The following is a 7,958-nucleotide window of genomic DNA, read 5'->3' as shown; positions in this document are numbered from 1 at the left end:
CTAAAGTTTTTTTCAACCTTTTAAATCATTGTTGATGATAAGCAAGTTATGTTTTTCGTTGCTGTCAGAAGCAACTTTTATATAATAACAAGGATAAATATATTGGTCAATACTTTTTTGAAAGAAAATAATAAAATAACGAAAAAACTTTCATCCCTTCTAAAAAGCTACATTATATAACTATTAAATTAACGAAACAGCAATCTAGGCTTCTAAATATCGAAATCACCCTGCATCATTTCAAAAACAAATCAGTTTCTTCTATAATTAAAGATACTTTTCTTTCACCATCGTTTGAAACTATATCCTCACCCATGCTGCCTTTTAAACCCATGATACCGTGTTCCTTGAAACTCTAATTCTCCAAAATCTCCTTCTACAAGCCGGCCATATTCTTCTGCTTTCACATTAAATTCACTTCGATTACCACTATCAAATTCAAATGTTACATAATAACTGCTGTATGCTCTAGTCTCACCTCCGCCTCGTACTTCTGTTCTTTTTGTTACTACTTTTGCTTTTGTTGTTAGACGTGGCTGTGCGTTGTTACTGCTCCATGTTGTTATTCCTTTAAAAATATGAAAAAGAAACATACCTACTATAATTTATATTTTCTTATACACTAAACAAGCAGGAAAGTTTCATTCCCTTATAAACAACGACTAAAAATGGGTTCAAAACAAAAAAGTGATTTAATTATTTGATATTCCAATTAAAAAAATTAAATATATTAACTTCGAAATTGATTTTATTAATATACAGGTATATATTTATTAAAAAAGGAGGTGAAGAACTGAAAATGTCGTATCCTATATTAAACGATTGTCCTGTTTGTCATCATGAGCTTCAGGTAACAAGGTTAGAGTGCTCTCACTGTCATACTGTCATTGAGAACAACTTTTCTTTATCAAAATGGTTTTCTTTTTCAGAAGAGCAAATGCATTTTATCGAGACATTTATTGTTTGCCGTGGAAATATTAAAGAAGTAGAAAAGAAGTTAGGCATTTCGTATCCAACGGTTCGTGGAAAATTAAATGATATTATCGCAAAAATGACAGGCAACCAAGAACTAGACATAAAAGAAGCTACCCATCAAAAAGCAGAACAGAAAGCAGCCATTTTGGAAAAGCTGGAACAAAATGAACTAACTGCGGAGGAAGCAATTGCTTTATTAAAAGAAATATAAAAGGCTTTTTGAATACGTACTATAAAGGAGGAAGAAAACATGAATAATGATATGAAACGGATTTTATCAATGGTGGAAAGCGGGAAAATCACTTCCGAACAGGCCGCTGCGCTTATCGACTCATTTGAAGAAACACCTAAAACAGAATACAAGGATTATTTGAGCCGTTATTTACGTGTTCGGGTTAACTCAGAAACAAATGATAATGTGAATGTAAATGTGCCATTACGTTTAATCAAAGCTTTATTACAGACTGGCCACAGCATTGCTTCTAAAATTCCTCAGGCGCAAATGTATGTTGAAAATATTGATATCGATTTACTTATTAGTGCGATTGATAATGAATTAGTCGGGCAAATAGTCGATGTGAAACTAGCAAATGGTGATACAGTTCAAGTTTTTGTAGAATAACGGAGGAATGAATCATGGTAAAAGTTTATTTACGAACAGAAAAAAAGAAAAATTATATCATTCCTATTCCTGCTTTTATGCTTGAAACACTTATTAATATTGCTTTTTCTCATTTTGTTTGGAAGTTTATTAATAATCAGGCAAAAGATAAAACCGTAAATCAAATTTATACACATGCACCATTAATAAAAGAGATGCTAAAAACTTTAGTAAAAGAAATAAAGAAAGATAACTGGACGGATCCACTTGTAGATGTTTCTTTAAAAGATGGAACTTATGTAAAAGTGGAAATATCTTGATGCTGTCTAGTGCTGGGAACACTAGACAGCAGGGTGTCGACAAACGTTTTCAATCAACATGAAAATACTTTGTCTCATTACTATTACTTATACTCTCGAAAAATGGCTCTACTGCACTTATGCAAGGGGCCATTTTTCTTCATTGTTATTATAACAAATGTTATTTCATCTCCATCAATCGCGGCTTAAACATATGGGATGAATAGAAAAAGCAAAATAACCCACTAAGAGATTTCAACCGTTTTTTCTGTATCTATTTTGTTTTCTTTTGTCACTTCTGGGATTGATGGAGAGATTACACGTGAGGAGAATATAGTAGATGGTTGAATTAGGAATATGGAACATACCTCTCCACTTAAACAGTAAATATCTATTTATATATTGCTTTCAAAACCATTTGTTTTCAATAGATCGACTAGTTTTTTTACATCTTGTGCTCTGTCTTTTGGACAAACAATGATAGAATCACCAACATCCACAACAATTATATCCTTAAGTCCAATTGTTGTTATTAGGTTATCCAAACTATATATAATAGAGTTTGTCGTATCGATGCCGACGTGTTTACCATATACAGCGTTATTATTTTCATCTCCCTCAATTGCAATGGAAATGCTGTCCAAGCTTCCAATATCATACCAGCCAAAAGAACCTTTTACTGCAAGCAAATCTTTCGTTTTTTCGAGAACACCGTAGTCAAATGAAATATCTTCTAATTGAGTAAATGCTTTTGCTAAAAGAAATTGAAAATCATCCTTTTCTCTATGCGCAACTGCTGCAGCAAGACTTTGAAAATGTGTCGGTAAAAATTTTTCTATCCCTTTCCTTAAGGCATTCAATTCACCAACAACCATCCCGCTATTCCATAAATAACTCCCTGATTGTACATATTCCTGCGCCGTCTCTACATTCGGCTTTTCCTTAAATTGAACAACTTGCGAGACACCTTTTTCATTCTTATATTCCTCGGGATTTACTTGAATGTATCCAAATCCTGTTGCAGGATAAGAAGGTGTTACCCCGATAATGACTATTTGATGATTGTTTTCTGCAGCATCATATGCATTTTTAATAGATTGAAGATACTCATCCTTGTCTTTCACATAGCTGTCAGCCGGAATAAAGCATACAATTCCATTTCCTAGCAGTTTCTCTAAATACAAAGTAGCATACGAAATACATGCTGCCGTATTCTTTTTTAACGGTTCGTAAATAATGTTCTCTTCTGGTATATGATTCTTTAATGTTTCACGTGTCAACTGTACATAACGTTCATTCGTAATGACAAAACAATTTTTAGAAGGAATAAGGGTACATATTCGTTCGACTGTTTGAACAAGCAATGGTTCGGTGCCATCGACATTAATAAACTGCTTCGGTTTATTTTCCTTAGACAGTGGCCATAATCTTGTACCTGTTCCTCCTGCCATAATAACCGCATATTTTTCCATTTGATTAAACTCCCTCTTTTGTATCTGTCCCACTCCCCCCTCTTTCTTTTTTAGATTTGTTCCTCGTTTTTATAAAATTCATAGGTTAATCTTAACCCTTCTTCTAAATCTACTTTCGGTTTCCAACCAGCATTGGTTAATTTAGATACATCTAATAGTTTCCTTGGTGTACCATCCGGTTTCGTTGGATCAAAAACGATTTTACCTTCGTAGCCAATTACTTTTTTGATTAATTCTGCTAAATCTTTAATGCTAATATCCGTGCCTGTACCGATATTAATATGCTCGTTTCCTTCATAGTTTTCCATTAAATAGACACATGCTTCTGCCATATCCTCTACATATAAAAATTCTCTTAGCGGCGTGCCTGTACCCCATAATTCCACAACGGGTTTATTTAACTTCTTCGCAGCATCCATTTTTGTAATCATGGCAGGTATAACATGGGAGTGATTAGGATCAAATCGATCATGAGGTCCATAAAGGTTTGTAGGCATTACACTGACAAAATTAGTGCCATATTGAGTATTAAAAAACTGGCACATCTTTAATCCAGCAATCTTTGCTAATGCGTACGCTTCATTTGTGGATTCTAAGGTTCCTGTTAGCAGATACTCTTCTTTAATTGGCTGCGGACAAAATTTAGGATAAATACAAGAGCTTCCTAAGAACATAAGTTTTTTGACTTTATTATGAAACGCACTTCTTATCACATTACATTCCATTAATAAGTTATCCATAATGTAATCGGCTGGATATGCATTGTTTGAACCGATTCCACCAACCTTTGCAGCTGCTAAAAATACATAATCAACCTTTTCGTCTTTAAAAAATTGCTCCACTTCTGCTTGCTTCGTTAAATCAAGTTCTTGACGGGTTTTCCCAATGATATGTTTATACCCTTTCTCTTTCAGGTTTCTCACGATTGCTGAGCCAACGAGACCCTTATGTCCAGCAACATATATTTTGCTATCCTTTTCCACTGATAATAATCCCCCTTTCATTGCGGTGTTTACTGTTTTAGGTCACTCTCTACCATCATTTCAACTAGTTGTTCGAAGCTGACTTTTTGCACCCATCCCAATTTCGTTACTGCATTAGTGGGATCACCTAAAAGTAGATCTACCTCACTTGGTCTAAAATACTTCTCGCTCACTACAATCAATTCTTTCCCAGTTTTTGCATCAATGCCTTTCTCATCTAATCCTTCACCTGTCCAAGTAAGCGTGATGCCTGCTTTTTGGAAAGCAATATCGCAAAACTCCTTCACTGTATGGGTTTCACCTGTTGCAATTACATAATCTTCGGCTTTTTCTTGCTGCAGCATCAACCACATTGCCTCTACATAGTCACCAGCAAAACCCCAGTCCCTTTTAGCATGTAGGTTTCCTAATACAAGCTTTTCTTGTTTGCCATTCACAATATTGGCAAGACCTGTCGTGATTTTTCTTGTTACGAAGTTTTTTCCTCTTCTTGGTGATTCATGATTGAACAAAATCCCATTGCATGCATATAAATCATATGCTTCTCTGTAGTTCACAGTAATCCAATAAGCATAAAGCTTTGCTACAGCATAAGGACTTCTTGGATAAAAAGGGGTTGTTTCCTTTTGAGGGATTTCTTGCACTTTTCCATATAGCTCACTAGAGGACGCTTGATAAAATTTAATCTTTGGATTCACTTCACGAATAGCTTCTAAAATATGCAAAGCACCTAAAGCATCTACATCTGCCGTGAATTCAGGAACATCAAAAGATACTTGCACATGGCTTTGTGCACCTAAGTTATAAATTTCATCTGGTTGAATTTTGTTGATTAGGCTTCGAAGGTTGCCACCATCACTCAAATCTCCGTAGTGTAAAAATAATTTTTGATTATCTAAAAGATGATCAATTCTGTCCGTATTAAACGTACTGCTTCTTCGTACGATCCCATGAACCTCATAGCCTTTTTGTAACAGTAACTCAGCAAGATAAGATCCATCTTGTCCTGTAATCCCAGTAATTAATGCTTTTTTCAATGTTTTTAACCTCCCAGAAATTAGTTTCATTAAAGTATATTAACTGTTCCATCAACACGCTTGTACAAACACCTATAATTTCTAAGTTTTTTATAAGAAGGAGGGAATCTAAGAATTTAGAGCAAAAAAATACGATACCTTTTTTAAGTATCGTTAGAGTTTTACTAAACATCCTACACATTTAATGGAAACACAGAACCTATTAGCCGCCTAGCATATTCATTTTTTATATTCATCAGTTGATCATGTGCTGCATCCTCTACCATTTGTCCTTTATAAAGAAAAAGGATTCTATCGCATAAATTGACGACTGCTTCTATGTCATGTGCGATAAACAGATAGGTCATATTCATTTCCTTTTTCAGTTCATGCAGCAAGTCAAGTATTTGTGATTGCACCGACACATCCAACGAACTAAGCGCCTCGTCGAATACAATAAATGCAGGATGAGTGGAAATGGCTCGGGCAATACAAACTCGCTGTAGTTGTCCGCCGCTAAGTTCATGTGGATATTTTTCCAATAAAGAGATAGGAAGTCCTACTTTTTCGAGAAGAGCGGTTATTCGCTCCGGCAGGTTTTGGTTGTCCCCAATGGCAATCAGCGGCTCCGCAATGATATCTTTTATCATAAAACCCGGATTGACAGAAGACGTATAGTCTTGAAAAACAACACTCATTTTCCCGCGGTTTTTCTTTAGCCATTTCGAAATTGGCTCCCCTTCTATCATGACAGAGCCCTTTTTTGCTTTTTCTAATCCAAGCAAAATCCGACTAAGCGTGCTTTTGCCGCTGCCGCTTTCCCCTAATAAACCGACACATTCACCTTTTTGAATGGAAAAGTCAATTCCTTTAAGGACATCTAATCTTTTTCTTGTAAAATATCCTTCCCCAGTCGAATAACTCATATAAATATCCTTAATTTGCACGAACATGGTGAATGCCTCCGTGTCTTATCGATTGTTGGAACGGCTCTGATAAGCTTAATCGTCTCTCTATCAAATATTTGGTGAAATCATGTTTAGGGTCGGCAAATAGTTCCTCACTTTTCCCATACTCTACACATGCCCCATTTTGCATGACGAGCACGTCTTGAGCCAAATATTGGATCACTCCTAAGTCATGCGAGATAAAAATCATCGAGGTACCAGTCAACTCACGTATACGTTTAAACTCCTCGACTACTTCCTGTTGATTAATGGCATCAAGTGCCGTCGTCGGTTCATCGGCAATAATAATGTCCGGTTTCATTGTCATCGCAATTGCAATCATACACCGCTGCAGCATGCCACCTGATAATTGATGCGGATATTTTTTGATTACTTGTGCTGGATGATGAATATTCATTTTTTCTAGCGCATCGACAGCCATCTCGATTGCATCCTTCTTACGCACACCAAAATGTTCTCGAAACGTTTCGCTCATTTGTTTACCAATCGTGTAAAGGGGGTTAAACGACGCATGCGCATCTTGTAAAATCATACAGATTTTCTGCCCTCTTATCATACGAAGCTGTTCCCTTGTCGCGTTCAGCAGATTTTCCCCTGCAAAATTAATTACTCCACTCGTCTCAAGCCATGGCGATGTTAAACCAAGAATGGCTTTCGCTGTCATTGATTTACCGCTGCCGCTTTCGCCGACAATTCCTAAGCATGTATTTCGTTCCAGGGAAAAATGAAGGTTTTTTACAATTTCTTCTCCTGTACGTATATCATGGACGAATAAATTTTTTACGTCTAATAAAGACATTCCATTTTCCCCCTTTCTTATGAAATTGCTTAGGATTTAACGCCGCCTGTAAACTATCGCCTAAGAAATTAAATACCGCAACGATAATGAGAATAGCAAACCCTGGTGCGATCATTTGTGTAGGATGTGTGACCATCACATTCTTCGCTTCATTTAACATCATTCCCCACTCAGGTGTTGGAGCTTGTACGCCTAACCCTAAAAAAGACAGCGCGGAAATATTTAAAATCACCGAACCAATATCAAGTGTGGCAAGAACAGATACTTCCCCTGTTACGCCAGGCAATAAATGCTTTCTCATAATGTGGCCTGTTGAACAACCGGACACTTTAGCAAAGCGAATATAGTTTTTATCCGTATATTGAATGACAACCGATCGAATCATCCGTGTATACCACGCCCACTTCGCAATGATATTAGCAATCACGACATTCGATAAACTAGGTCCTAATACACCTACAATCGCAAGGATCATGACTTCTGTTGGAAAAGAAAGCATGATATCACAAAATCTCATGATCACTTCATCTACTTTGCCGCGGAAAAACCCAGCAATCATTCCCATCACCGTTCCAATCGCCACCGTGATGCATGTCGCAATTAATGCATAAATAATCGTTGTCCGAATCCCAAATAATAGTTTTGATAATACGCAGCGACCGAGATGATCCGTCCCAAGAGGATAGGAAAGAGTAGGTCCTGCATACTTATTAATGACGTTCATTTCTAACGGATCATGCGGGGCAATAATCGGCGCCATGACCCCTGCCATGATGACGATAAAAAGAAACATGATACAGGCGATAGCCATATTATCCGATTTTAAGCGCGTCCAAAAATTCATC

The 7,958-nt window shown here is 36.5% G+C and carries 10 protein-coding genes; 3 read left to right on the top strand and 7 right to left on the bottom strand.

Annotated features, from left to right (window positions below):
• Positions 1 to 308 precede the first annotated feature (308 nt).
• Positions 309 to 593, bottom strand: a complete 285-nt coding sequence (locus tag ACTXGU_RS08065) for a DUF2500 domain-containing protein (protein WP_443480992.1) — start codon at positions 591 to 593, stop codon at positions 309 to 311.
• A 206-nt stretch (positions 594 to 799) separates the two neighbouring features.
• On the opposite strand from ACTXGU_RS08065, the gene ACTXGU_RS08060 reads away from it, so the two are divergent.
• From ACTXGU_RS08060 to ACTXGU_RS08050, 3 genes are read left to right on the top strand one after another with little or no spacing between them, the layout of a single operon-like run.
• Positions 800 to 1,186, top strand: a complete 387-nt coding sequence (locus tag ACTXGU_RS08060) for a DUF2089 domain-containing protein (RefSeq protein WP_443480991.1) — start codon at positions 800 to 802, stop codon at positions 1,184 to 1,186.
• A gap of 39 nt (positions 1,187 to 1,225) precedes the next feature.
• Positions 1,226 to 1,597 carry an SHOCT-like domain-containing protein gene (locus ACTXGU_RS08055; protein ID WP_443480990.1) on the top strand — a complete coding sequence of 124 codons (372 nt, stop codon included), beginning with the start codon at positions 1,226 to 1,228 and terminating at the stop codon, positions 1,595 to 1,597.
• Between the two features lie 14 nt (positions 1,598 to 1,611).
• Positions 1,612 to 1,896, top strand: a complete 285-nt coding sequence (locus ACTXGU_RS08050; RefSeq protein ID WP_443480989.1) for a hypothetical protein — start codon at positions 1,612 to 1,614, stop codon at positions 1,894 to 1,896.
• Positions 1,897 to 2,270: 374 nt separating this feature from the next.
• Here the strand turns inward: ACTXGU_RS08050 and ACTXGU_RS08045 are convergent, their stop codons facing one another.
• The 6 genes from ACTXGU_RS08045 to opp1C form a co-directional block, all read right to left on the bottom strand.
• Entirely contained in the window at positions 2,271 to 3,347 is a 1,077-nt protein-coding gene (locus ACTXGU_RS08045; RefSeq protein ID WP_443480988.1) for a mannose-1-phosphate guanylyltransferase, read from the bottom strand.
• A 50-nt stretch (positions 3,348 to 3,397) separates the two neighbouring features.
• Complete coding sequence (locus tag ACTXGU_RS08040; protein WP_443480987.1) at positions 3,398 to 4,330, bottom strand: GDP-L-fucose synthase family protein; 933 nt, start codon at positions 4,328 to 4,330, stop codon at positions 3,398 to 3,400.
• A gap of 29 nt (positions 4,331 to 4,359) precedes the next feature.
• Positions 4,360 to 5,367, bottom strand: coding sequence for a GDP-mannose 4,6-dehydratase (gmd, locus tag ACTXGU_RS08035; protein WP_443480986.1), 1,008 nt, complete (start codon positions 5,365 to 5,367; stop codon positions 4,360 to 4,362).
• Between the two features lie 173 nt (positions 5,368 to 5,540).
• Positions 5,541 to 6,299: an ABC transporter ATP-binding protein gene (locus ACTXGU_RS08030; RefSeq protein WP_443480985.1), complete on the bottom strand. Its 759-nt coding sequence runs from the start codon at positions 6,297 to 6,299 to the stop codon at positions 5,541 to 5,543.
• Positions 6,283 to 7,113: an ABC transporter ATP-binding protein gene (locus ACTXGU_RS08025; RefSeq protein WP_443480984.1), complete on the bottom strand. Its 831-nt coding sequence runs from the start codon at positions 7,111 to 7,113 to the stop codon at positions 6,283 to 6,285. The genes ACTXGU_RS08030 and ACTXGU_RS08025 overlap by 17 nt, the downstream gene beginning before the upstream one ends.
• On the bottom strand, positions 7,076 to 7,957 hold the full coding sequence (opp1C, locus tag ACTXGU_RS08020) for a nickel/cobalt ABC transporter permease (protein ID WP_443480983.1): 882 nt from the start codon (positions 7,955 to 7,957) through the stop codon (positions 7,076 to 7,078). Before opp1C ends, ACTXGU_RS08025 begins: the two co-directional genes overlap by 38 nt.
• Position 7,958: the final 1 nt, after the last annotated feature.

The sequence above is a fragment of the Niallia sp. 01092 genome (assembly GCF_052318935.1).
Taxonomy (GTDB): domain Bacteria; phylum Bacillota; class Bacilli; order Bacillales; family Cytobacillaceae; genus Niallia.
The sequence above is the reverse complement of the archived record's forward strand: the minus strand, read 5'-3'. Positions and strand labels throughout refer to the sequence as shown.

Bases quoted from the DNA above. Each gene is read 5' to 3' on its own strand.
- ACTXGU_RS08025 (WP_443480984.1), bottom strand. From the start codon at position 7,113: ATGTCTTTATTAGACGTAAAAAATTTATTCGTCCATGATATACGTACA.
- opp1C (WP_443480983.1), bottom strand. From the start codon at position 7,957: ATGAATTTTTGGACGCGCTTAAAATCGGATAATATGGCTATCGCCTGT.
- ACTXGU_RS08060 (WP_443480991.1), top strand. From the start codon at position 800: ATGTCGTATCCTATATTAAACGATTGTCCTGTTTGTCATCATGAGCTT.
- ACTXGU_RS08055 (WP_443480990.1), top strand. From the start codon at position 1,226: ATGAATAATGATATGAAACGGATTTTATCAATGGTGGAAAGCGGGAAA.
- ACTXGU_RS08050 (WP_443480989.1), top strand. From the start codon at position 1,612: ATGGTAAAAGTTTATTTACGAACAGAAAAAAAGAAAAATTATATCATT.
- ACTXGU_RS08030 (WP_443480985.1), bottom strand. From the start codon at position 6,299: ATGTTCGTGCAAATTAAGGATATTTATATGAGTTATTCGACTGGGGAA.
- ACTXGU_RS08045 (WP_443480988.1), bottom strand. From the start codon at position 3,347: ATGGAAAAATATGCGGTTATTATGGCAGGAGGAACAGGTACAAGATTA.
- ACTXGU_RS08065 (WP_443480992.1), bottom strand. From the start codon at position 593: ATGTTTCTTTTTCATATTTTTAAAGGAATAACAACATGGAGCAGTAAC.